At 73.4% G+C, this 22,192-nt stretch carries 21 protein-coding genes; 12 read left to right on the top strand and 9 right to left on the bottom strand.

Annotated elements, in window-relative coordinates; translation table 11 throughout:
- Nucleotides 1-2 precede the first annotated feature (2 nt).
- Nucleotides 3-215, bottom strand: a complete 213-nt coding sequence (locus tag J4709_RS34140) for a dodecin (RefSeq protein WP_208247020.1) — start codon at nt 213-215, stop codon at nt 3-5.
- A gap of 67 nt (nt 216-282) precedes the next feature.
- Here J4709_RS34140 and J4709_RS34135 point away from each other — a divergent pair, with 67 nt between their 5' ends.
- The 6 genes from J4709_RS34135 (at nt 283) to J4709_RS34110 (ending at nt 7,183) form a co-directional block, all read left to right on the top strand.
- Nucleotides 283-612: a DUF3099 domain-containing protein gene (locus J4709_RS34135; protein WP_208247018.1), complete on the top strand. Its 330-nt coding sequence runs from the start codon at nt 283-285 to the stop codon at nt 610-612.
- Nucleotides 613-1,013: 401 nt separating this feature from the next.
- Entirely contained in the window at nt 1,014-2,204 is a 1,191-nt protein-coding gene (locus J4709_RS34130) for a protein kinase family protein (RefSeq protein ID WP_208247016.1), read from the top strand.
- 172 nt (nt 2,205-2,376) lie between these two features.
- Nucleotides 2,377-4,380: a substrate-binding domain-containing protein gene (locus J4709_RS34125; RefSeq protein ID WP_208247014.1), complete on the top strand. Its 2,004-nt coding sequence runs from the start codon at nt 2,377-2,379 to the stop codon at nt 4,378-4,380.
- A gap of 139 nt (nt 4,381-4,519) precedes the next feature.
- On the top strand, nt 4,520-5,671 hold the full coding sequence (locus J4709_RS34120; RefSeq protein ID WP_208247012.1) for an acyl-CoA dehydrogenase family protein: 1,152 nt from the start codon (nt 4,520-4,522) through the stop codon (nt 5,669-5,671).
- A 50-nt stretch (nt 5,672-5,721) separates the two neighbouring features.
- A complete protein-coding gene (gene fabG / locus J4709_RS34115) occupies nt 5,722-6,477 on the top strand; it encodes a 3-oxoacyl-ACP reductase FabG (RefSeq protein ID WP_208247010.1) in 756 nt (251 codons plus the stop codon).
- A gap of 88 nt (nt 6,478-6,565) precedes the next feature.
- On the top strand, nt 6,566-7,183 hold the full coding sequence (locus J4709_RS34110) for a TetR/AcrR family transcriptional regulator (RefSeq protein ID WP_173093467.1): 618 nt from the start codon (nt 6,566-6,568) through the stop codon (nt 7,181-7,183).
- Nucleotides 7,184-7,190: 7 nt separating this feature from the next.
- Here the strand turns inward: J4709_RS34110 and J4709_RS34105 are convergent, their stop codons facing one another.
- Together J4709_RS34105 and icmF are read right to left on the bottom strand one after the other, a co-directional pair.
- Nucleotides 7,191-7,958, bottom strand: coding sequence for a helical backbone metal receptor (locus tag J4709_RS34105; RefSeq protein WP_208247008.1), 768 nt, complete (start codon nt 7,956-7,958; stop codon nt 7,191-7,193).
- Entirely contained in the window at nt 7,955-11,173 is a 3,219-nt protein-coding gene (gene icmF, locus J4709_RS34100; protein ID WP_208247006.1) for a fused isobutyryl-CoA mutase/GTPase IcmF, read from the bottom strand. The genes J4709_RS34105 and icmF overlap by 4 nt, the downstream gene beginning before the upstream one ends.
- A gap of 53 nt (nt 11,174-11,226) precedes the next feature.
- Here icmF and J4709_RS34095 point away from each other — a divergent pair, with 53 nt between their 5' ends.
- From J4709_RS34095 to J4709_RS34080, 4 genes are all read left to right on the top strand, one after another.
- The gene (locus tag J4709_RS34095; RefSeq protein ID WP_307801784.1) at nt 11,227-11,766 is read left to right on the top strand and encodes a MarR family winged helix-turn-helix transcriptional regulator; all 540 of its coding nucleotides are present in this window, start codon (nt 11,227-11,229) and stop codon (nt 11,764-11,766) included.
- Between the two features lie 40 nt (nt 11,767-11,806).
- Nucleotides 11,807-13,117, top strand: a complete 1,311-nt coding sequence (locus J4709_RS34090; protein ID WP_307801783.1) for a hydroxyacid-oxoacid transhydrogenase — start codon at nt 11,807-11,809, stop codon at nt 13,115-13,117.
- Nucleotides 13,118-13,241: 124 nt separating this feature from the next.
- A complete protein-coding gene (locus tag J4709_RS34085) occupies nt 13,242-14,057 on the top strand; it encodes a tryptophan 2,3-dioxygenase (protein WP_208247003.1) in 816 nt (271 codons plus the stop codon).
- Nucleotides 14,047-15,363: an FAD-dependent oxidoreductase gene (locus tag J4709_RS34080; protein WP_208247001.1), complete on the top strand. Its 1,317-nt coding sequence runs from the start codon at nt 14,047-14,049 to the stop codon at nt 15,361-15,363. The genes J4709_RS34085 and J4709_RS34080 overlap by 11 nt, the downstream gene beginning before the upstream one ends.
- On the opposite strand, the gene J4709_RS34075 is transcribed toward J4709_RS34080, so the two are convergent.
- Entirely contained in the window at nt 15,304-16,782 is a 1,479-nt protein-coding gene (locus tag J4709_RS34075; RefSeq protein WP_307801782.1) for a DHA2 family efflux MFS transporter permease subunit, read from the bottom strand. The genes J4709_RS34080 and J4709_RS34075 overlap by 60 nt on opposite strands.
- Before the next feature lie 77 nt (nt 16,783-16,859).
- Between J4709_RS34075 and J4709_RS34070 the strand changes: the two genes are divergently transcribed.
- Nucleotides 16,860-17,087: a hypothetical protein gene (locus J4709_RS34070; protein ID WP_208246999.1), complete on the top strand. Its 228-nt coding sequence runs from the start codon at nt 16,860-16,862 to the stop codon at nt 17,085-17,087.
- Nucleotides 17,088-17,101: 14 nt separating this feature from the next.
- Here the strand turns inward: J4709_RS34070 and J4709_RS34065 are convergent, their stop codons facing one another.
- The 3 genes from J4709_RS34065 to moaA all read right to left on the bottom strand — a co-directional run bounded on the left by J4709_RS34065 (nt 17,102) and on the right by moaA (nt 19,101).
- Nucleotides 17,102-17,395 (bottom strand): DUF6457 domain-containing protein, encoded by a 294-nt coding sequence (locus J4709_RS34065; protein WP_232384434.1) that lies wholly within the window; start codon nt 17,393-17,395, stop codon nt 17,102-17,104.
- Between the two features lie 50 nt (nt 17,396-17,445).
- Nucleotides 17,446-18,018 (bottom strand): molybdenum cofactor guanylyltransferase, encoded by a 573-nt coding sequence (gene mobA / locus J4709_RS34060; RefSeq protein WP_208247068.1) that lies wholly within the window; start codon nt 18,016-18,018, stop codon nt 17,446-17,448.
- 93 nt (nt 18,019-18,111) lie between these two features.
- A complete protein-coding gene (gene moaA, locus J4709_RS34055; protein ID WP_307801781.1) occupies nt 18,112-19,101 on the bottom strand; it encodes a GTP 3',8-cyclase MoaA in 990 nt (329 codons plus the stop codon).
- A 140-nt stretch (nt 19,102-19,241) separates the two neighbouring features.
- Between moaA and J4709_RS34050 the strand changes: the two genes are divergently transcribed.
- On the top strand, nt 19,242-20,048 hold the full coding sequence (locus tag J4709_RS34050; RefSeq protein ID WP_307801779.1) for an alpha/beta hydrolase: 807 nt from the start codon (nt 19,242-19,244) through the stop codon (nt 20,046-20,048).
- Here J4709_RS34050 and J4709_RS34045 read toward each other — a convergent pair whose 3' ends face one another.
- The gene (locus J4709_RS34045) at nt 20,049-20,897 is read right to left on the bottom strand and encodes a hypothetical protein (RefSeq protein WP_208246995.1); all 849 of its coding nucleotides are present in this window, start codon (nt 20,895-20,897) and stop codon (nt 20,049-20,051) included.
- A gap of 4 nt (nt 20,898-20,901) precedes the next feature.
- Nucleotides 20,902-22,095, bottom strand: a complete 1,194-nt coding sequence (locus tag J4709_RS34040) for an RtcB family protein (RefSeq protein WP_208246993.1) — start codon at nt 22,093-22,095, stop codon at nt 20,902-20,904.
- Nucleotides 22,096-22,192 lie beyond the last annotated feature (97 nt).

Below are 22,192 nucleotides of genomic sequence, written 5' to 3'. Positions count from 1 at the left end.
CCTCAGCCGTCTTCCAGGCGGAAGCCGACCTTGAGGGTCACCTGGTAGTGGGCCACCTCGCCGTCCTCGATCTGGCCGCGGACCTCCTTCACCTCGAACCAGTCGAGGTGGCGCAGGGTCTGCGAGGCGCGCCTGATGCCGTTGCGGACGGCGGCCTCCACGGACTCCGGCGAGGTGCCCACGATCTCCGTCACCCGGTATGTGCGGTCCGTCATGTCCTGCCTCCCATGTCTTGACCGTCCTGCTGTCGCCTATCGGACTCCATGGGCTTACCGTGGAATGGTGAAGGTCAATCACCATCGGGGACCGGACGTCTACACGGTCACCGACGCTCCCCGCCCCATGTCCGAGGACATCGGCTACCGGCAGCGGCGCTACCTGTGGTCGATGGGTGTGCGGACGGTGTGCTTCATCGGGGCGGTCGTCAGCGTCGTGGCCGGGGCACCGGTGTGGCTCGCCGCGCTCCTGGTGGTCGGCGCGCTGTTCCTGCCGTACGTCGCGGTCATCTTCGCGAACGGCGGCCGGGAGCCGACCCCGTCGGCGCGCTTCGAGGACCACGAGGGCCCCGAACAGAAGCGGGTTTCCGGACAGCGACCGGAAATCCGGTCGTGACATTCTCTTGACTAACCGCGGGGGGTTTCGGTGTACGATTTGTACCGGCGCTCTGGTCCCCCGTCGGAGCGCCCGTGCCGGTGTTCCGGGCCCCCGTCGGAACACCGATGATGCGGCGCCGGGTGGGTTGCCCCCGTATCCACCCGGCGCCGCTTTTCATGTCTCATGGCCCTGGCGGGCCCTCCGCGATGCCCTTGCTTGACCCGTGCCGGCGGCGCGGGCACATCTGCGCGGATCCGCAAGTCCTGGCGCTGGCCTGCTCCGGCCACGGGCCGAAACCCCGCCGCCGCGAACTTTTCCGCCGCTGATCCGTGCGGATCGCCCGCCGGCCGATCCGAACCGGGTTCCGGTGCGTACTGCACCGTGGGTGAACGCCATCCCCGCGCCCGAGGGGAGGTCCCGTGGACCCGGGTTTTCTGCTGGACGGCCGGTACCGCATGGAGCGGCGCCTCGCCCGGCACGGCCGCGCGCAGGTGTGGCGCGGGCGCGACGAGCTGCTGGAGCGGCGCGTCGCGGTGACGCTGCTCGCCGTGCCGCGCGACGAGCGCGCTCGGATCAGGGACGCGACGCGGGCCGCGGCGTCGCCGGCGTTCCCTTGCGCGGCCACCACGTACGACTTCGGCGAGGCGGACGGCGGCGCGCTGATGTACGTCGTTGCGGAGTTCCTGACGGGCGAGACGCTCGCCCGCCGCCTGGCGCGTGCCGCACTGGGGCCTCAGGAGGCCGTGGAGGTCTGCGGGCGGGTGGCCGAGGCGCTCGCCGCCGTCCAGGCCCATGGGGCGGTGCACGGGGCGCTGACGGCCTCTCAGGTGTTCCTCACGGCGGACGGTGTGCGGCTTCTCGGGCTCGGGCCCGCCGGTGTGCTCGTCCGTGCCGGTGAGGGCGTTCCGCGAGCGGACGGGGATGCGGAGGCGCTGGGCAGGATCCTTGCCCAGTGCCTGACCGGGGATCCCGAGGTCTCCGTGGACGGGCTGCCGGATGGGGTGGCCGGGCTTGTCGCGCGCTGTCGGGATGGAGAGGGCGGGTCTGATCGTCCTTCGGCGGAGGAGGCGCGTCGCTTGTTCGCCGCGCCGCCAGATGGCCTGACGGAGGTCCTGCCGACAGAAGGCGGGCGGCCTCGGGCGCGGCGGACGGCGGTCATCGGTGGTGCCTGTGCGGTGGTGCTTGCGCTGGCGCTCCTGCCGTTGCTGATGACCCTCTCGTCGCTGCGGGACGCTCCGGCGGACGTGGCGGTGCCGTTGCCCAGCCGGTCGGCGGTGCGGGCGGCGAGCCGCTCGCCGGCCGTCCGGACGCCGGTTGCCTCGCCCGCGCGGGCGGGGGCGCGTGCGGTGGCGGTGAGCGCGCTGGCGCGGATGCGGCGCTCGATCGACGTCGGCATGGCGGCCGGCGAGGTCCGGCCGCGGTTCGGCACCGAGCTGGCGACCCTGGTCACCACGCTGCTGAACGAGGTGGACGGCGGCGCGCCCCTCGACCTCGGGCGGCGGATCGCTGAGCTGCGCTCGGCGCTGGCCGGGCGGGCCCCGGGGGACGTGGCGCCGGGCCGCGCGGCCGGGCTCGGCGCGCTGCTCGCCGAGGTCCCCGTGCCGTCGTGAGGCCGCTTCCAGGCCGGTACCGGCGAAACCCTTGACGGGCCGGACCGGCGAGACGAACATCACACCCGACCCTTGAGACACATCGTTCATCTGTCTCACGCTCCGCGAGGAGGCGAGTCATGGCACGGCGCGCCGCGGCCCGGTGCAGACGCCCGGGGAACGGAGGTCCGCGATGAGCGGCCACCACGACGACGACGTGCCCGACTGGGCGCCGCGGAGCCCGTCCGACTCGGGCGACTACCGGGTGCGCCGCGACTTCCTCGGCGCCTCGTATCCGGGCGGCGCGCCGCCGGCGCGGCGACCCGGGCGCGACCGGCCACGGCGGCCCGGAGGGGACCCGGCGTTCCTGCCCTCGCCTCCCCCGCCGCCGAGGCCGCCCGGGCCGGCGCACGCGGCCGCGAAGGGCCGCGCGCGCGGCGGGCACGGTGCGGCGCGCCTGCCGCGGCGCCGTTCGGGCATCCTGCTCGGGCCGCTCGCGGCGGCCGTGGGGCTGGTCGTGCTGTCGGGGTTCGGCGTGTACGCGTTCGCCTCGTCCCGCGGGTCCTGCTCCGGCGGTGACGCGGTGACGGTCTCGGTCGCGGCGGCGCCCGACGTCGAGCCGGCGGTGGTGAAGGCCGCGGGCCGGTTCAACGACGCGCGGCAGGAGATCGGCGGCCAGTGTGCGCGGGTGCGGGTGCGGGCCGCGGAACCGGCGGCGGTCGCGACGCTGCTGTCGGGCAAGGGCTCGGCGGGGGTGACCGAGCGGCCGGACGTGTGGATCCCCGACTCGTCGCTGTGGATCAGGCTGGTGCAGGGGTCCGGGGGGCCGCCGCAGGACCTGCCGTTCACGGGGCTCGGCGGGATCGCGTCCAGCCCGATCGTCGTGGCGATGCCGAAGGCGCTCGCCGCGCAGCTGAGGAACGCGGGCGTGCCGGAGCGGCCGTCCTGGCGCGACCTGCTCGAGGCGGCCGGGACGGCGGACGACCCGGGCGGCGGGACGGGCGGCGCGATCCCCGCGCATCTGCTGCGGCTCCAGGTGCCCGACCCCGACCGCAGCGCGACGGGCATGGGCACGCTGATGCTGGCCGGGACGCTGATGGGCGGCGCGCCGGACGGCGAGGCGGGGTTCACCGGCGTGGTGCGGACGATCCGGGAGGGCGTCGCGGCGTCGGTGAACGCCGAGTTCACCGCCTTCCGCGGCGGTGCGGAGCAGCCCTACCCCGTCGCGCTCGCCCCCGAGCGGGCCGTGTACGCCTACAACGCCGGGCACGCGGCGGATCCGGCCGTCGCGGTGTACCCGTCCGAGGGGTCGGTGTTCCTCGACTACCCCGTCACCGTCCTCACCGAGGACGCGGCGAAGGTGCGGGCCGGCAGGCTGCTGCAGAAAGCGCTCACATCGAAGGCGTCGCGCGCGGACATGTACAGGCTCGGCCTGCGGACGCCGGACGGCGCCGCGCCCGCGTCGTTCGGCGCGCGCGCAGGCGTGGACCCTCAGGTGCCGCACGCGCTGGCGGCGCCGTCGGCCTCCACGGTCGCGCAGACCATGCAGGCGTGGGCGCAGCTGTCGCTCAGCATCCGGATGCTGAGCATCATGGACATCTCCGGTTCGATGGCCGAGCCGGTCGCGCCGGGGGTGTCGCGGCTGCAGTCGACGATCCGCACCGCGCAGGGCGGCCTGTCGCTGCTGCCCGACGACAGCGAGCTCGGCCAGTGGGAGTTCTCCACCGACCTGCCGGGCGGCCGGGACTGGCGCGAGCTGGTGAGCGTCGGGCCGCTCGGCGAGCGGCTCGGCTCGTCCACCCGCCGGCAGCGGGTGCTGAGCGCGTTCGCGCAGATGCGGGTGAAGCAGCACGGCGACACCGGCCTGTACGACACGGTCCTGGCGGCGTTCGACGAGATGACCCGCACCTACAAGCCCGAGTTCGTCAACTCGGTCCTGCTGTGGACCGACGGCCGCGACGAGGACCCGGACGGCCCGACGCTGGACGAGGCGCTCGCCGAGCTGCGCCGCGCCTACGACCCGGAGCGGCCCGTGCAGATCAACATGCTCGGGTACGGCCCGGACGTCGACGTCAAGGACCTGCGGCTGCTGGCGCACGCGACGCACGGCGAGGTGTACGTCGCCGAGACGCCGGAGCAGATCCAGGGGATCTTCCTGAAGGCCGTGTCGCGGCGGGTCTGCGAGCCGTCCTGCTGAACTCAACGGAACGCTAGATTCCGTGAAGCCCGGCGCGGACCCGTTCCGGGCGGCTTCCCGTTTTCCCCGGCATTTGCTGCTAGAACGCGATTCGAGCTAAGTTAGCGTTCTGTTAGTTACGCAGCGAAAGGGGCCGAGCGTGCGCCGCACCCTGTTCAACGAGGACCACGAGGCGTTCCGGGAGACGATCCGGGACTTCATCCAGGCCGAGGTCGCTCCCGTCTACGAGGAGTGGGAGCAGGCCGGGCACCCGCCCCGCGACTTCTACAACAAGCTCGGCGAGCTGGGCGTGTTCGGCATCCAGGTGCCCGAGGAGTACGGCGGCGCCGGCGAGACCAGCTTCAAGTACCAGGCGGTGATCTCCGAGGAGTGCGCCAATGCCGGGGTGAGCTTCGGCGGCTACGGCGTGCACGTCAACCTCGTGCTGCCCTACCTGCTGAAGTACGCCTCCGAGGAGCAGAAGAAGCGCTGGCTGCCGGCGTTCATCAGCGGCGAGATGATGACCGCCATCGCGATGACCGAGCCGGGCACCGGCTCCGACCTGGCGGGCATGCAGACCACCGCCAAGCGCGACGGCGACCACTACATCCTGAACGGCGCCAAGACGTTCATCACCGGCGGCGTCCTCGCCGACCGGGTGCTGGTCGTGGCGCGCACCTCGCCCGCGACCCCGGAGAACCGCCGCGCCGGCCTGTCGATCCTGGTGGTGGACACCAAGAGCGAGGGCTACTCCGTCGGCCGCAAGCTGGAGAAGATCGGGCTGCGCAGCTCCGACACCGCCGAGCTGTCGTTCGTCGACGTGAAGGTGCCCGTCGAGGACCTGCTCGGCGAGGAGGGCGCGGGCTTCAGCTACCTGACCCACAACCTCGCCGAGGAGCGGCTCGGCATCGCCACCAGCTCCTACGCGTCCGCGGCCGCCGCCGTCGAGTTCGCCCGCAAGTACGTCCAGGAGCGCACGGTCTTCGGCAAGACGGTGTCGTCCTTCCAGAATACCAAGTTCGTCCTGGCCGAGTGCGCCACCGAGGTCGAGGCGGCCCGGTCCCTGGTCGACCGCTGCATCGAGGCCCTGGACGCCGGTGAGCTGACCCCGGCCGACGCCGCGGTCGCCAAGTTGTTCTGCACCGAGGTGCAGCAGCGCGTCGTGGACAAGTGCCTGCAGCTGCACGGCGGCTACGGCTACATCCTGGAGTACCCGATCGCGCGCCTGTACACCGACGCCCGGGTCACCCGGATCTACGGCGGCACCAGCGAGGTGCTGAAGACCATCATCGCCAAGGACATCCAGGTCTGACGCGTCCACGTTCGACGAGTCCAGGTTCGACGAAGGGCAGGGAGCACGCCATGACCGACACCAGGGTCGCCGTCGTCACCGGTTCCGCGCGGGGCATCGGCGCCGCCACGGCCGTCCGGCTCGCCCGCGAGGGCTTCGCCGTCGCGGTCTGCGACCTCGACGAGGCCGCCTGCGCGGGCACCGTGGAGACCATCGAGAAGAACGGCGGGAAGGCCCTCGCCGTCGGCGTGAACGTCGCCGACTCCGGGCAGGTCGCCGCGGCGGTCGCGCGGATCGCCGCCGAGCTCGGCCCGCCGGTGGTGCTGGTGAACAACGCCGGCATCACCCGCGACAACCTGCTGTTCAAGATGTCCGACGATGACTGGGACTCGGTCATCTCGGTGCACCTGCGCGGCTCGTTCCTGATGAGCCGCGCCGCGCAGGAGCACATGACCAAGGCCGGCTGGGGCCGCATCGTCAACCTGTCGTCGACGTCGGCGCTCGGCAACCGCGGGCAGGTGAACTACTCGGCGGCCAAGGCGGGCATGCAGGGCTTCACCAAGACCCTCGCGATCGAGCTCGGCAAGTTCGGCGTGACCGCCAACGCGATCGCGCCCGGCTTCATCGAGACCGAGATGACCGCGGCGACCGCCGAGCGCGTCGGCGTCGGCTTCGAGGACTTCAAGAACGCCGCCGCCAAGGAGATCCCGGTGCGCCGCGTGGGCCGTCCCGAGGACATCGCGGGCGTCGTGGCGTTCCTGGTCAGCGAGGACGCCTCGTTCGTGTCCGGCCAGGTGATCTACGTGGCGGGCGGCCCCAAAGCGTGATCGGCGACCGGAGCGGAGCCCCGGCGGAGCGGAGGGCGACGGTCGCGTCCGGGGGGTGCGGGGGGTCGTCCCCCCGCACGCGGCGGGCGTGACCGCTCCGCGGGCGGGGCGCCGGGACGAGCGGACCCGCGACCGGGACGCGACCGAGGAGTCGCTGCGGGCGGCGGCGATCGCGCTGCTGCGCCGCGGCGGCGTCCTCGCCGGCCTCAACCTGCGGCAGGTCGCCGATGAGGCCGGCGTCAACCGCGGGCTGGTGTACCAGTACTTCGGGTCGCGGCGGGCGCTGCTGCGCTCGGCGCTGTTCCACCGGTCCCGGCCGAACGCCGAGGACGCGGCGGGCGCCGCCGGGCTGCCGCTGCGCAAGCGGCTGTCGCGGCTGTTCTGGACGAGCCTGCGCAACCCCGAGCCGGTGCTGCTCGCGACGCTGCTGGTGCTGGACGGCGACGACCGCCCGCGGGTGCTGCTGAACCGCGGCGAGGGCCGCACGGACCTCGCCGCGGAGGCGGCGCGCGGCGAGCTGCCGGTCGAGGACGTGGAGGCCGTGCAGGCGGCGATCGCGTCGACGATCTACGGGTACACGCTGCTCCGCGAGCATCTGGCGCGGGAGATCGACGTGCCGGCGGAGGAGCTGGACGGGCGGATGGCGCGCTGCGTCGAGGCGATGTTCACTCGCCGCCCGTCCGACGGCCAGGAGCCCGGCCAGTAGGTCCGGGTCAGTAGGTCCGCGCCGCCGCGAGCGCCTCTTTCAGCGCGGCCGGGGCCCGCACGAGCGACGGGCCGTACCAGGTCAGGTACCGGCCGCTGACCAGCGCGACGTCGAGGCCGGGGAACGACTCGGGGCCGTCGCCGGCGGTGAAGCGGTACGGCTCGTCCGGCAGGACGGCCAGGTCGGCGCCGGACGCGTTCAGCTCGTCCAGCGCGATCTTCGGATACCGCTCGGGATGCCCGGCGTAGACGTTCGCCACGCCGAGGCGGGCCAGGACGTCGCCGGTGAAGGTGTCGCGGCCGACGGCCATCCACGGGCGCCGCCAGATCGGGATCACCGCGGCGCGCGGCGCGCCGGGCACCACGTCCGCCCAGGCTCGGGCCGCCTCGTCCAGCCACGCCGGAACGGGGACGCGGCACGCCTCGGCGAGCATCCGGCGCAGCGAGGCCAGGGCCTCGTCCACGGTGCGGATCTCCGTCATCCACACCGGGATCCCGGCGGCGCGCAGCGCCTCGACGTCGGCGGGGCGGTTCTCCTCGGTGTTGCCGAGGACGACGTCCGGCCGCAGCTCCGTGATCCGCTCCACGTCCGGGTTCTTCGTCCCGCGCACGCGCGGGACGTCGAGGCCCTCAGGGTGCGTGCACCAGTCCGTGGCACCGGCGAGCAGGCCGGGCGCGGTCACCGCGACCGTCTCGGTCAGCGACGGGACGATCGACACGACGCGGCGCACCCGCTCCGGGACGGGAACGGGCGCGCCGGTGTCGTCGATCGTCATACGTTGCGGCGGTACTGGCCGCCGACCTCGAAGAACGCGTCGGTGATCTGCTGGAGGCTGCACACCCGCGCCGCGTCCATCAGCACCGCGAACACGTTCCCGTCCGAGCGGGCGACCTCCTTCAGCGCGGCGAGCGCGGCCTCGGCGTCGGCGCGGTGCCCGTCCTGGAAGCCGTGGACCCGGTCGAGCTGGGAGCGCTTCTCGTCCTCGGTGGCGCGGGCCAGCTCGATCGTGTCCGGGGTGCCGTCGCCCGCGTCGGGGAGGCGGAAGGTGTTGACGCCGACGATCGGCAGCGAGCCGTCGTGCTTGCGCTGCTCGTACAGCATCGACTCGTCCTGGATGCGGCCGCGCTGGTAGCCGGTCTCCATCGCGCCGAGGACGCCGCCGCGCTCGCTGATCCGGTCGAACTCGGCGAGGACGGCCTCCTCCACCAGGTCGGTCAGCTCGTCGATGATGAACGAGCCCTGCAGCGGGTTCTCGTTCATCGCCAGCCCCCATTCGCGGTTGATGATGAGCTGGATCGCGAGGGCGCGGCGCACCGACTCGGCCGTGGGCGTGGTGACGGCCTCGTCATAGGCGTTGGTGTGCAGGCTGTTGCAGTTGTCGTAGATGGCGATGAGCGCCTGCAGCGTCGTGCGGATGTCGTTGAAGTGCATCTCCTGCGCGTGCAGGGAACGGCCGGACGTCTGCACGTGGTACTTGAGTTTCTGGCTGCGCTCGTTGGCGCCGTAGCGGTCCCGCATGGCGACGGCCCAGATGCGGCGGGCGACGCGTCCGAGCACGTTGTACTCGGGGTCCATGCCGTTGGAGAAGAAGAACGACAGGTTGGGCGCGAAGTCGTCGATGTCCATGCCGCGCGCCAGGTACGACTCGACGTAGGTGAACCCGTTGGCGAGCGTGAACGCGAGCTGGCTGATGGGGTTCGCGCCGGCCTCGGCGATGTGGTAGCCGGAGATCGACACCGAGTAGAAGTTGCGGACCTTGTTGGCGATGAACCATTCCTGGATGTCGCCCATCATCCGCAGCGAGAACTCGGTGGAGAAGATGCAGGTGTTCTGGCCCTGGTCCTCCTTGAGGATGTCGGCCTGCACCGTGCCGCGCACCGTCGACAGCACCCGCGCCCGGATCTGCACGGCCTCCTCGGCGGACGGCTCGCGCCCGTTCTCCTCGCGGAACGCGTCGACGCCCTGGTCGATGGCGGTGTTGAGGAAGAACGCCAGGATCGTCGGCGCCGGCCCGTTGATCGTCATCGACACCGACGTGGTCGGCGACGACAGGTCGAACCCGTCGTAGAGCGCCTTCATGTCGTCGAGCGTCGCGATCGAGACGCCGGACGTGCCGACCTTGCCGTACACGTCGGGACGCTCGTCGGGGTCGCGGCCGTACAGCGTGACCGAGTCGAACGCGGTCGACAGGCGGGTCGCGGGCTGGCCCTCCGAGAGCAGCTTGAAGCGCCGGTTCGTGCGGAACGGGTCGCCCTCCCCCGCGAACATGCGGGCCGGGTCCTCGTTGTCGCGCTTGAACGGGAAAACCCCGGCGGTGAACGGGAACCTGCCGGGCAGGTTCTCGGCCCGCAGGAAGCGCAGCAGCTCGCCGTGGTCGGTGTAGCGGGGCAGCGCGACGCGCGGGATGCGGCTGCCCGACAGCGACTCGCGGGTCAGCTTGGTGTGCAGTTCCTTGTCGCGGATCTTCACGACCTGCTCGTCGCCGGAGTACGACTCGACGACGGCGGGCCAGCCCGCGATCAGCTCGGCGTTCTCCGTGGCGACGTCGCTGCGCGCCTTCTCCAGCAGCCCCTCGACCTCGGACGCGTCGGTCAGCTCGGCGCGGACCTCGTCGAGTCGCTGCACCCGCCGGACGGCCTCGGCCTGCGCGGCGGTGTCGGCGTGGTAACCGCGGACGGTCTCGGCGATGCCGGACAGGTACCGGACCCGTCCCGGCGGGATGACCGTGGCCGCACCGGTGGAGACCTTGGTGGCGGCGTGCGGCAGCGCACCGTCCTCCAGGACCAGGCCGTGCTCGGCGAGCATCGGGCCGAGGTGCTGGTAGAGGGCGGTGACGCCGTCGTCGTTGAAGGTGGCGGCGCTGGTGCCGAACACCGGCATGTCCTCGGGCCGCTGCCCGAACGCCTCCCGGTTGCGCACCAGCTGCCGGGACACGTCGCGGCGGGCGTCCTCGGCGCCGCGCCGCTCGAACTTGTTGATCGCCACGACGTCCGCGAAGTCGAGCATGTCGATCTTCTCGAGCTGGGACGCGGCGCCGAACTCCGGCGTCATCACGTACAGCGAGACGTCGACCAGGGGGACGATCGCCGCGTCGCCCTGCCCGATCCCCGGCGTCTCCAGGATGATCAGGTCGAACCCCGCCGCCTTCACGGCGGTGAGGATGTCCTCGATGTTCTCGGGCAGCTCCCGGGCACCGCGGGTGGCGAGCGACCGGAAGAAGACGTGGTCCCCGTCCAGGGAGTTCATCCGGATGCGGTCGCCGAGCAGCGCGCCGCCGCCGCGGCGCCGCGTCGGGTCGACGGCCAGCACCGCGACGCGCAGCCGGTCGCGCTGGTCGACGCGCAGCCGCCGGACCAGCTCGTCGGTGAGGGACGACTTGCCGGAGCCGCCCGTGCCGGTGATACCGAGGACGGGGACGCGCCGGCCGGACGCGGCGCCGGTGAGGGCGGCGCGGTCGGCGTCGGCGAGCTTCCCGGCCTGCAGGCAGGTGATGGTGCGGGCGAGGGCGCGCCGGTCGCCGGCGATCACCGCGTCCGCCGGGACGGGCTCGTCGGCCAGGTCGACGTCGCAGTCCCGGACCAGCTCGTTGATCATGCCGGGCAGGCCGAGCCGCTGCCCGTCCTCCGGTGAGAAGATCCGCACGCCCGCGTCCGCCAGCCGCGCGATCTCCTCGTGCACGATCACGCCGCCACCGCCGCCGAACACCCGCACCTGCTCGGCGCCGGCCTCCTTGAGGCTGCGCGACAGGTACTCGAAGTACTCGACGTGCCCGCCCTGGTAGGAGCTGATCGCGACGCCCTGCGCGTCCTCCTCCAGCACGGCGTCGACGACCTCGCGGACGGACCGGTCGTGGCCGAGGTGCACCACCTCGGCGCCCTGCGACTGCAGGATCCGCCGCATGATGTTGATGGCCGCGTCGTGCCCGTCGAACAGCGCGGCCGCCGTCACGAAGCGCACCGGGTGCACCGGCTTGTGGAGCGGTCCGGTCACGTCCCCCACCTCAACCTTTGGACATCCAATATTTGGAAGTTAAAATAGTTTCCGTGCGCGACCAGGTCAAGACGCCCTACGGTGGGGCGGTGCCCGACACCCCCGACCCGATCTCCGAGGCCCACCGCCAGTGGAGCGCCCGCTGGCCCGAGCACGCCGACCGGATGGCGGCCGTGACCTCGGTGATGCGCGCGCAGCAGCTCCTGCTGAGCCGGATCGAGGCGGTGCTGAAGCCGCACGGCCTGACCTTCGCCGCCTACGAGGCGCTCCGGCTGCTCGCCTTCACCCGCACAGGGACGATGCCGATGGGCAAGATGGGCACCCGCCTCATGGTGCACCCCGCGTCGGTCACCAACGTCATCGGACGGCTGGAGCGGCGCGGGCTCGTCGGCCGCGCACCCTCCCCCGACGACCGCCGCGTCGTCCTCGCCACCATCACCCCGGCGGGCCGCGACCTCGCCGAGGAGGCCACCGCCGCGCTCAACGACGCCGCGTTCGGCATCGCCGCGCTGCCCGCCGAGCGCGCCGCCGAGATCACCGCCGCGTTGCGCGCCGTCCGCATTTCGGTGGGCGAACTGTCCGACGACCAGTAGGCCCGGCCCGCCTTGCCCGCCGCGTTCGGGCGGTGACACCGTGGGGACGATCACCGGTACCGGCATCGAGGGGGCGGACATGGCGGACGAGACGGTCTTCACCTACGGCGCGCCGCAGCTGAAGTTCGGCACGGGCGCGGCCGAGGAGATCGGCTACGACCTCGCGCAGTACGGCGCGCGGCGCGTCCTCGTGGTGACCGACCCGGGCGTCGCCGCCATCGGCGGGCCGCAGCGGGTCGCCGGCGCGATGAAGGCGTACGGGATCGAGGCGGCGGTGTTCGACCGCGTGCACGTCGAGCCGACGGACGCGAGCATGCGCGAGGCGGTCGAGTTCGCGCGGGAGACCGGCCCCTACGACGCGGTCGTCGCAGTGGGCGGCGGGTCGAGCATCGACACCGCCAAGGCGGTGAACCTGCTCACCACGAACGACGGCGACCTCGCCGAGTACCTGAACCCGCCGGTCGGCGCGGGCCGGGCGCCCGAGCGTCCGCTGCTGCCGCTCGTCGCCGTCCCGACCACGACGGGGACCGGCGCCGAGAGCACCACGGTCTGCGTCCTGGACGTCCTGGACCTGCGGGTCAAGACCGGCATCAGCCACCCGCGGATGCGGCCGACGCTCGCGGTCGTCGACCCCGACCTGATGGTGACGCAGCCGTCCGGGGTGACCGCGTCGTCCGGGATGGACATCGTGTGCCACGCGCTGGAGAGCTACACCGCCAAGCCGTTCGACGCCTACGAGCGCAAGCGGCCCGAGCAGCGCGTGCCGTACTGCGGCGCGAACCCGGTGTCGGACATGTGGTCCGAGCGGGCGCTCGGCCTGATCGCCCGGTCGTTCCGGGCGGCCGTGCGGGACGGCGGCGACCGGCAGGCCCGTGCCGACATGGCGCTGGCCGCGACGTTCGCGGGGCTCGGGTTCGGGAACGCGGGCGTGCACATCCCGCACGCCAACGCCTATCCGATCGCCGGGCAGGTCAAGGACTTCCGTCCCGACGGGTATCCGGACGGGGAGCCGATGGTGCCGCACGGGATGTCGGTGTCGCTGACCGCACCGGAGGCGTTCCGGTTCACCTTCCAGGCCCGTCCCGAGCGGCACGTCCGGGCGGCCGAGCTGCTCGCCCCGGAGATGGACCGCCCGGACGACCCGGCCGAGCACCTGCCGCGCGCGCTGCTGGGCCTGATGCGCGACATCGGCATCCCGGACGGGATCGCCGGCGTCGGGTACGGCGAGGCCGACATCCCCGGCCTGGTCGAGGGGACGATGCGGCAGCAGCGGCTGCTGGTGGCGTCGCCGCGCCCGGTCACCGAGGACGACGTCGCGGGCATCTTCCGGCGGTCGCTGCGGTCCTGGTGAGGCCGCTGCACACGCCCGCGGGCGGATTGCCGGATATGTACGCCGCAGTCGCCCCCACCGGCCGAATGGGCGGAACGATCCAATATGCTGCGGGTCACATCCGTTGTGTCGCAAGGAGGCGGTAATGGCGGATTCGCCGACGATGACGTACGGCGGGTACCTGCGGCTGGATCGGCTCCTGTCCTGCCAGGAGCCCGAGACCGACGCCCACGACGAGCTGCTGTTCGTGATCATCCATCAGGTCTACGAGCTGTGGTTCAAGCAGATCCTGCACGAGGCCGCGCTGCTGCAGCGCCGGCTGGAGGCGGGCGGCAGCGCGGGCGCCCTGCACACCGCGCGCCGGATCGCCAAGATCCTCAAGACGGTGGTCGGGCAGCTGGACGTGCTGGAGACGATGACGCCCCGGCAGTTCGCCGCGTTCCGGCACGCGCTCGGCACCTCCAGCGGGTTCCAGAGCGACCAGTTCCGCGAGATCGAGGCGGTGCTCGGCCGGCGCGGGTTCCCGGCGTCGGTGCTGCGCGGCGACGAGCGGCTGCGCGACGCGGTGTCCCGGCCGACCATGTTCGACTCGCTGCTGCGCTACCTGGCCGTGCAGGGCCATCCCGTCCCCCGCGAGGCGCTCGAACGCGACACCTCCCGGCCGTGGGAGCCGGACGCGGGCGTGCAGAAGGTGCTGCTGGCGGTCTACGCCGACGAGAACGGGCCCGCCGCCGAGGTCTGCGAGGCGCTCGTGGACGTGGACGAGGGCGTCCAGGAGTGGCGGTACCGGCACCTGAAGATGGTCGAGCGGACCATCGGCGCCAAGCTCGGCACGGGCGGGTCCGCCGGGGCGGATTACCTGCGGGCCACGCTGTTCGCGCCCGCGTTCCCCGACCTGTGGGAGGTCCGCTCGCAGACCGAGCAGCCGACCACCGGCGAGGAGAGCGGCCATGGCGGCTGAGCGGCGGGGCGAGCGGGTCGCGATCGTCGGCGCCGGCCTCGCGGGCTGCCTGCTGGCGGTGCTGCTCGGCCGGCGCGGCATCGAGGTGACGGTCTACGAGCGGCGCCCCGACCCGCGGATCGCGGGCGCCGAGCGGGGCCGCTCGATCAACCTGGCGATCTCCGCGCGCGGGCTCGCGGCGCTGGAGCAGGTGGGGCTGCGCGACCGGTCGCTGAAGCAGGCGCTGCCGATGCACGGCCGGATGGTGCACCCGCTCGGCAAGGAGCAGAACTTCCAGCCGTACAGCGCCGACGGCGAGCGCGCCATCAACTCCATCAGCCGGGCGCAGCTCAACGAGTCGCTGCTCGACACGGCCGAGGCCACACCCGGCGTGACGCTGCGCTTCTCCCAGCGCGTCACCGGCGTGGACGCGCAGGCCGGGGCGCTGCTGATGGAGGACGGCGGCACCGAGCCCGCCGACGTCGTCCTCGCCGGGGACGGCGCGTACAGCGCTGTGCGCCGGTCCCTCGACCTGAACGAGGACGCCGACTTCCTGGAGCACGGGTACAAGGAGCTGACCGTCCCGCCGCGCAACGGGGACTTCGCGCTCGACCCGGACGCGCTGCACATCTGGCCGCGCGGCACCTCGATGATGATCGCGCTGCCGAACCTGGACCGCTCGTTCACCTGCACGCTGTTCTGGCCGAAGTCCGACCTCGCCGCGCTGGACGCGCCGGAGAAGGTCACCGGCTACTTCGCCGAGCACTACCCTGACGTCGCGGGCCTGATCCCCGACCTGGTCGACGACTACGCGCGCAACCCGGTCGGGTCGCTGGTGACCGTCCGGTGCCGGCCGTGGACGCGGCGGGGCGAGGGCGCGATCGTCGCGCTGCTCGGCGACGCCGCGCACGCGATCGTCCCGTTCTTCGGGCAGGGCGCCAACTGCGCGTTCGAGGACTGCATCGAGATCGACCGGTGCCTCACCGAGACCGGCGGCGACTGGGCGCGCGCGCTGGCCCTCTACGAGGAGCGCCGCAAGCCCAACACCGACGCGATCGCCGAGATGGCGCTCGACAACTTCATCGAGATGCGCGACCGCGTGTCGTCCCCGGTCTACCGGGCCAAGCAGGCCGCGACGCACGCGCTGGAGCGGCGGCTCGCGGGCCGGTACGTCTCCCGGTACGAGCTGGTGTCGTTCTCGACGGTGCCGTACGCGCGGATCCCGGCCCGCATCCGGCGGCAGAACCTGGCGCTCGCGGGCGCGGCGTCAGCAGCCCTCGCGGGCCTGGCCCTGGTCCTGCGCGTCGCGCTGCGCAAGCGCCGCTGACCGGGCGCGGCGGCCGGCGAGCAGGTCGGCGACGGCCGCCGCCAGCGCCAGCACGACGAACACCAGGATGACGACCAGGCCGCGGCGGAACGCCCCGGCCCAGTCGCCGTGCGTGCCGGCGAGGGCGGAGAAGAACACCGACCCGACCGCGGCGATCCCCGTCGCGGTGCCGACCCGCTGCCCGGTCTGCAGCACGCCCGCCGCGCTGCCGCCCTGCGTGAAGTGGACCTCCGACAAGGTGATCGTCTGGTTCGGGGCGATGACGAGCCCGCTGCCGAGCCCGGCGAACAGCAGCGGCAGCGCGGTCGCGAACCCCACGCCCCGTCCCGGCTCCAGCTCGACCGCGACCCACGCGGCGGCCAGGCCCACCGTGACCGCGGCGAGCCCGGCGGCGACCAGCGGCCGCCCGTACCTGGCCACGATCCGCCCGCCCACGGCCGCGGCGACGCCCGACCCGACCGCGAACGGGGTGATGGCGAGGCCCGCCTCCAGCGCGCTGTAGGACAGCCCGTTCTGCAGGTACAGGGTGAAGATGAAGAAGATCGCGGTGAACCCCGCGAAGTACAGCAGTGCGATCGCCGACCCCAGCGCGTACGAGCGGAGCCGGAACAGCCCGAGGTCCACCATCGGCGTGCGGGCCCGCCGCTCCCACGCGACGAACGCCGCGATCAGCAGCGCGCCCGCGAGGACCAGCAGCCACTTCAGGTTCCCGTGCCACTGCTGCTGCTGGACGAGCGGGAGCAGCACGCACACCACGCCCGCGCCGAGCAGCAGCACGCCCGGCGGGTCGAGGCCCTGGTTCTCGCCGCGCACCGGCGCCGGCAGCAGCCGCCACGCCAGGAACAGCGCCGCCACCCCCACCGGGATGTTGACGTAGAACACCCAGCGCCAGCCCTCCGCGTGACCGGCGAGCGCGATGATGCCGCCGCCCAGCAGCGGCCCGGCGGCCGTCGCGATCCCGATCACCGCGCCGAGCGCGCCGAACGCCCGGCCGCGCTCGCCGCCCTGGAACAGCTGCTGGATGAGCCCCGCGACCTGCGGGTTGAGGATGCCGCCCGCGACGCCCTGGAGCAGCCGGGCCAGCACCAGCCAGGTCATGGTCGGCGCGATGCCGGCCAGTGCGCTGGACGCGGTGAACAGCGCGAGGCCCGTCATGAACACCGCGCGGCGGCTGCGCGCGTCGCCGAGCCGCCCGGCCGGCACGAGCACCAGCCCGAACGTCAGCGCGTACCCCGACAGGATCCACTGCAGGCCGGCCTCCGAGGCGTGCAGTCCCTGCTTGATCGACGGGAGCGCGACGTTGACGATGCTGACGTCCAGCAGCGTCATGAACGCGGCGACGAGGCAGACCGACAGCGCCCGCCAGGGTCGCTGCACCCCGCCCTCCTGGTCGGCCCCCGCCGTGGCCTCCGTCCGCACGAGCGATCTCCTTTCCGAAGATCACCGCGCCAAACCCGGCGCGCCGGGCGCAGCGGCCGCTGTGCCACAGTTGCGTGGTGACCGCTTCCCCACCGGGCTCCGGCCCCGACGAACTGCTGTGCTCCGCCAAGGGCTGCCGCGCCGCGGCGGTCTGGGCGCTGCGCTGGAACAACCCGAAGATCCACACCCCGGACCGGCGGAAGATCTGGCTCGCCTGCGACGAGCACCGCGAGAGCCTGTCGGCGTTCCTCGGCCGCCGCGACTTCCTCAAGGACGTCGTCCCGGTCGAGGACCGCGACGCCTGACACCCGTCCAGGCGTCAGGCCTCGTCGAGGACGGGTTCGCCGGGCTGCTCGGGCACCTCGCGCGCGTCCGCGGCCGGCTCGGCGCCCCAGGCCTCGGCGAGCTCGGTCAGCCGGGCGGCGGCGTCCCGGGCCGGGGCGCCGCGGCCGACGGCGAGGCCCAGCAGGTAGGCGGTGAGCGGCGCGCCCGGACGCGCCACCCCGTGCGCGACGTCGCGGGCCAGGTCGAGGACGAGGTCGCGGTCGATGTCGGCGCGCTCCAGGCCGAGCTCGCCGCAGACCGCGCTCATCCAGTCCTCAAGTACCGACATGGGCGTCCCCCTTCAACGCGTCGACGTACGCGATGCCCACTCTCGCACGGTCAAAGCACGTCCGGCCGGGCGAGGCCCTCGGCGCGGGCGAGATCTTCCGGAGTGTCGCAGTCGTACCAGGGCGGCCGCTCTCCCGCGGGCAGCGCGACCTTCGCGGGGTCGAGCGGGCCGAGGACGCCGCGCAGCGACGCCCCGGTGTAGGTCTCGAGCGCGCCGCGCAGGCGGGCGGTCCGCCAGCATCCGGCGAGCCACTGCTCGCGGCCGTCGCCGTCCACCAGCACGGCCCCGGCGCGGCCGGCCGCCGCGTCCAGCAGCGCGGCGACGTGGACGGGGCGCAGGAACGGCAGGTCGGCGGCCAGCAGCGCCGCCCAGGGCGCGCGCACCTCGGCCAGGCCGGCGCGCAGCGCGGGCACCGGCCCGGCGCCCGGCGGGTCCTCCCGGACCCGGACCGCGTCCGGCGGCACGTCCCGCGGCGGGCCCACGACGATCGTCCGGGACGCGCCGGACGCGGCGGCGGCGACCCACTCGACGAGGGCGCGGCCGCCGACCGGCGCGGCGGGCTTGTCGGCGCCGCCGAGCCGCCGGGCGCGCCCGCCCGCGAGCAGCACCGCGTCGAAGGGCACCTTGTTGAGCGGCACGGGGTCGAACGGCACGGGGCCGGACGGCACGGGGCCGGACGGCACGGGGCCGGACGGCACGGGGCCGGACGGCACGGGTCAGCCGCCGATGGCGGACATCGGCCGGGCGGGCTGCAGGAACGACGGGTCGTCGATGCCGTGCCCGGCCTTCTTGGCCCGCACCGCCGACCGCCACCGCTCGACGATCTCCTCGTCGGCGGCGCCCGCCCGCATCGCGTCGCGCAGGTTGGACTCCTCGGTCGCGAACAGGCAGTTGCGGACCTGGCCGTCCGCGGTCAGCCGGACCCGGTCGCAGGCGCCGCAGAACGGCCGGGTCACCGAGCCGATCACGCCGACCGTCTCGGGGCCGCCACCGACCACGAACGTCTCGGCGGGCGCGCTGCCGCGGTCGTGCGCGGCGTCCGGCGCCAGGTCGAACTCCGCCGACAGCCGCTCCAGGATCTCGTCCGCGGTGATCATGCCGTCGCGGGTCCAGCCGTGCTGGGCGTCCAGCGGCATCTGCTCGATGAACCGCAGCCGGTAGCCGTGCTCCAGGCAGAACCGCAGCAGCGCGGGGGCCTCCTGGTCGTTGATCCCCCGCATCAGCACCGCGTTGATCTTGACGGGATCCAGGCCCGCGGCCCGCGCCGCCTCCAGGCCCGCGAGGACGTCCTCGAACCGGTCGCGGTGCGCCAGCCGCTTGAACGTCGCGCGGTCGAGGGTGTCGAGGGAGACGTTCACCCGGTCCAGGCCGGCGTCGGCGAGCGGGCCCGCCAGGCGGCCGAGCCCGATCCCGTTGGTGGTCAGCGAGATCTCCGGGCGCGGCGCCAGCTCCGCCGTCCGCCGCACGATGTCCGGCAGTCCGCGCCGCAGCAGCGGCTCGCCGCCGGTGTAGCGGACCTCGGTGACGCCGAGCTCGCCGACCGCGAGCCCGACGAGCCGGACGACCTCGTCGTCGGTGAGCAGCTCCGGCTTCGGCAGCCAGTCCAGCCCCTCGGGCGGCATGCAGTACGAGCACCGCAGGTTGCACCGGTCGGTGAGCGAGACCCGCAGGTCCGTCGCGGTACGACCGAAGGTGTCGACCAGCACGGGCGCCCCTTCCTGCCGGGCGGACGGCGCGCGGGGCGGGCCGTCCGGGTTACGGTCGATCAGCCCAGCCTATTGCGGCGATCGCCGATTCGTCGCATCGCGGGCCGCGGGCTTGGCCGGATCGGATGCGGGAGGTACGGGTGACGACGGCACGGGAGTGGGAGTTCGCGGGCACGCGGGGCGCGGTCACGGCGCGGATCTGGTCGGACGGCGCCCCCCGCCGCATCGCGGTCCTGGCGCACGGTTACGGCGAGCATCTCGGACGCTACGACCACGTCGCGGACGCGCTGGTCCGGCACGGCGCGACCGTGTGCGGGCCCGACCACATGGGCCACGGCCGGTCGGCGGGCGAGCGGGTGCTCATCGAGGACTTCGAGGACGTCGTCGCCGACCTGCACACCGTCGTGGAGTCGGCCCGCGGCGACCATCCCGGCCTGCCCGTGGTGCTGATCGGGCACTCGATGGGCGGCCTCATCGCCGCCCGGTACGCGCAGGTCCACGGCGACGTTCTGACCGCGCTGGTGCTGTCCGGACCGGTCCTGGGCCGCTGGTTCGTCACCGAGGAGCTGCTCCCCCTCGACGAGATGCCGGACGAGCCCATCGACACCGCGACGCTCTCGCGGGACCCGGCCGTCGGCAAGGCCTACACCGAGGACCCGCTGGTCTGGCACGGCCCGTTCAAGAAGCCGACCGTCCGGGCGCTGGACGCCTGCATCCGGCGCGTCAACGAGCACGGCTCGCTCGGCGCGCTGCCCGTCCTCCACGTGCACGGCGACGACGACCGGCTCGTCCCGCTGGACGGCACCCTCGTCGGGATCGAGGCGATCCGCGGCGCCGACCTGACCCAGCGGATCTACCCCGGCGCGCGCCACGAGGTCTTCAACGAGACCAACCGCGACGAGGTCCTCGCCGAGGTCACCGCGTTCATCGACCGCGTGCTCGCCTGATCAGCGGCGCACCGGCGGGCGGCGGCGCGCCGCCGCCCGCCGCCGGCGGGCCGCCTCGTCCTCGGACCAGGTGATCTCGCCGTGCCGGTCCCAGACGAGCGGCCGCAGCTCCGCCGGGTCGCCGGGCGCGTCCGGGCGGGCGAGCACGTCGGCGCGGGCGCGGCGGGCGACGCTCACCCGCCGGCGGAAGTCGCGGAAGACCTGCACCTCCCCCACGGCGGACCGGCACTCCCCGCCGAGGTACTCGTAGTCCATGCCGCGGGGGTTGCCGGGGTCCAGCCGCCCCGCATGGACGGCCCAGTCCCGCGCCTCGGCGGGACCCGAGGGCAGCAGCACGACCAGGCCGTGCATCCGCTTCACCCGGCCCCGCTCGGGTTGGCGCGGATGCTCGCGGAACCAGCCCCGCTGGTCGGCGAGAGCGGCGTCGAGGCCGTGCGTCCGCCACCGGACCGTGCCGTCCGGCGGCCGCCGCAGCGGAAGCCGCCGCGCCAGCTCGCGGGCGGCCGCGGCGGTGAAGCAGGTGTGCCAGGACGGGACCAGGACGATCGGGTCCGCGGGGTCGGCGTCGAACGGCGTCGGCGTGAGGAACGGCCGGTCGATCACCAGCAGGGTGCCGGGCCGCGACTGGTACGCCAGGCCCCACAGCAGCCGCCCGAGGACGCGGGAGCCGTGCCGGTCCGACAGCACATGCCAGGTCTCGTGGAAGAAGTTGGTGCTGAAGCCCGCCTTCGTGCCCGGCCGCAGCCCGATGAGCGTGTGCTCCCGCCCGCCGAGCCGGACCGTGCGGCGGTGCAGCTTCATGCCGTCGCCCGCGCCGCGCGCGTTCGCCGGCCGCTGCACCGCCGCCACGTCCTCAGCCCTTCACGCAGACGAGCTGGCGCAGGTGCGCGACGACCTCGACGAGGTCGGACTGCGAGTCCATCACCGCTTCCAGGTCCTTGTAGGCGCCGGGGATCTCGTCGATGACGCCGCTGTCCTTGCGGCACTCGACCCCCTGCGTCTGCCGGACCAGGTCCTCGACGGTGAAGTTCTTGCGCGCCTTGTTCCGGCTCATCCTGCGGCCCGCGCCGTGCGAGGCGGAGTTGTACGCCGTCTCGTTGCCGAGGCCCCGCACGATGTAGGTGCCGGTCGCCATCGAGCCCGGGATGATGCCGAGGTCCCCGGCGCCCGCGCGGATCGCGCCCTTGCGGGTGACGAGCAGCTCCTCGCCGCCGTACTCCTCCTCCGCCACGTAGTTGTGGTGGCAGGAGATGACCTGGTTCCACCGGCAGAGCTTCTCGCCGAACCGCTGCGTCACGACGTTCTGCGCGAGCGCCATCATGACCGCGCGGTTGCGGCGCGCGTACTCCTGCGCCCAGAACAGGTCGTGCCGGTAGGCGTCCATCTTCGCGGTACCGCTGAGGAACACGGCGAGGTCGTTGTCCGGAAGATCCTGGTTGTGCGGGAGCTTGCGGGCGGCCTCGATGTGGTGCTCGGCGAGCACGTTGCCGATGTTGCGGGACCCGGAGTGCAGCACGAGCCAGATCGCGCCCTTGTCGTCCGCGCACAGCTCCAGGAAGTGGTTGCCGCCGCCGAGCGTGCCCATCTGCGAGCGCGCGCGGCCGAGGCCGGAGCGGACCGCCGGGTGCAGGTCCTCGAACTCCTTCCAGAAGTCGTACCAGCCGCGCTCCTTCAGGTTCGGCAGCGCGGACGGGTCGACGGCGCTCTTGTGCGAGCCGCGCCCGACCGGGATCGCCTTCTCCAGCCGGTGCCGGATGCCCGACAGGTCGTCCGGCATGTCCTCCACGGTGAGCGTGGACTTGGCGGCGGTCATCCCGCAGCCGATGTCGACGCCGACGGCGGCCGGGGACACCGCGTTCTTCATCGCGATGACCGAGCCGACGGTCGCGCCCTTGCCGTAGTGGACGTCGGGCATCACCGCGAGCCCCTCCACCCACGGCAGCGCGGACACGTTGCGGAGCTGGTCGAGGGCCTGGTCCTCGACGGTGTCGGGGTCGGTCCACATCCGGATGGGAACGCGGCCGCCCTTCAGAGTCTGGTACGGCATGCCTTCTCCTTGTCGACGGGATCCGAACCGTGATCTATGACGCCAGAGCCGCCCGCCGCGGTTCAACAGGTTTTCCCGCCGTGCCCGGGTTCATCCC

Source organism: Actinomadura violacea (assembly GCF_017573465.1).
Lineage (GTDB): Bacteria > Actinomycetota > Actinomycetes > Streptosporangiales > Streptosporangiaceae > Spirillospora > Spirillospora violacea.
This window is presented reverse-complemented; position numbering and strand designations above follow the sequence as displayed.